The organism is Campylobacter novaezeelandiae (assembly GCF_004323845.1).
GTDB classification, from domain to species: domain Bacteria; phylum Campylobacterota; class Campylobacteria; order Campylobacterales; family Campylobacteraceae; genus Campylobacter_D; species Campylobacter_D novaezeelandiae.
Genome location: NZ_QPGR01000032.1, coordinates 1 through 1,335, shown reverse-complemented (window position 1 = coordinate 1,335; position 1,335 = coordinate 1). Strand labels below are relative to the sequence as shown.

Genomic DNA, 1,335 nt, shown 5'->3' with positions numbered 1-1,335 from the left:
CATTATTGTTCCTTTATAAGTCAAAATGGTTATTATATTAATTATTAAATTAATATAGGTTTTATTGGTTAATATTTACAAATTATTATTATACCCCCCCCCGCTCCGTTCTTAAATTTTTATTTAATTTTTTGACACATTCTCTCAAATTCCTCATAATATTTCCAAGAAGCTATGATATCAGGACGATGCTCTTTAATGTGAGTAAGCTCATAATCAAGTATGTTTTTAAACTGCAGAGCTTCTTGCTTATTTATGTAAAAATATTCAAGTACTTCGCAAACTTTTATTTCTTTTTGTTGTTCTTGAACAATTCTTTCTTTTAAACTTTTTAGAAAAAGAGATATCCAATTCAATACTTCTTTATAAAGTTTTAAATTTTTATAAAGTAAATCATATTCCTTATTATCCATAAAAATAATAATATTTTCATCAAAAACATTCTCGCATTCTTTAGTAAAATCAAAATAATTTTTTATAGCAGGAAGAGCCTTTGAGGAAAATCTATTTGAAATATAAATTTTTTTATAATTAACCTCTAAAATAACAGGTAATAAGATTGTTAAAACTGAATAAATTTTTTGGGAAAATATTTTATTATTCTTATCTGGAGCATTAAAATTAAATTTTTTTGACAGTTTTTCTAAAGTAAAATAGGTTTTCTGTTTAAGAATTTCATTCATATCTATATAATAAATCTTTTCTTTTTTAAAAGCTTGAATAAATTCATCTCTTTTAAACATATATTTAATCATACTATGATTAGGTTCCAATATAGCTTTTATGGCATTAATTTCTGGAAACCTTTGTAAAGAATTAGGATTATAATAACCATTCTTTTCATGCACATAATTAATTCTATCTTGAATTTGATAAAAATTTTTACAGTTTAAATCGAATCTAGGAATATTACCATAACCATTTAATTGATGTCTAACATTTAAAAAAGATTTTAAACAGTCAATAGGGTCTCTTAATAAAACCATCAAAGGTCTACAATTTGAAAGATAAGCAAATTTACTAATTTCACTACAATTTAAATCAAGTAAAATAATGGCTTGCCTATTATTTATCTCAAGGACAAAATTGAAAATACTTACATAACGCATTCTTCCAGTATTTTCAAAAACATAAAATAAGTTTAGACCGCATTCAATTAAAAACCTACTTAACGCTGTCTCTCCATTCGCGTGAAGAAAAAGTCCAATAAACTCATAATTATCAGGTAAAGGTAAGTTTAACTCCCATGCAAGATTAGCATCAATACTATGATAATTTAATTCTTCATTTATATCCTTTAATTTATTTGGATCAAGTAAAGAAGGATAGGGATGA

At 24.2% G+C, this 1,335-nt stretch carries 1 protein-coding gene; it reads right to left on the bottom strand.

The genetic code is table 11. The annotated features are described in order from the left end of the window. Positions 1-119: 119 nt before the first annotated feature. Positions 120-1,335: DUF2972 domain-containing protein (locus tag DU473_RS08120; RefSeq protein ID WP_131186973.1), on the bottom strand; the 1,216-nt coding region annotated here is incomplete at its 5' end.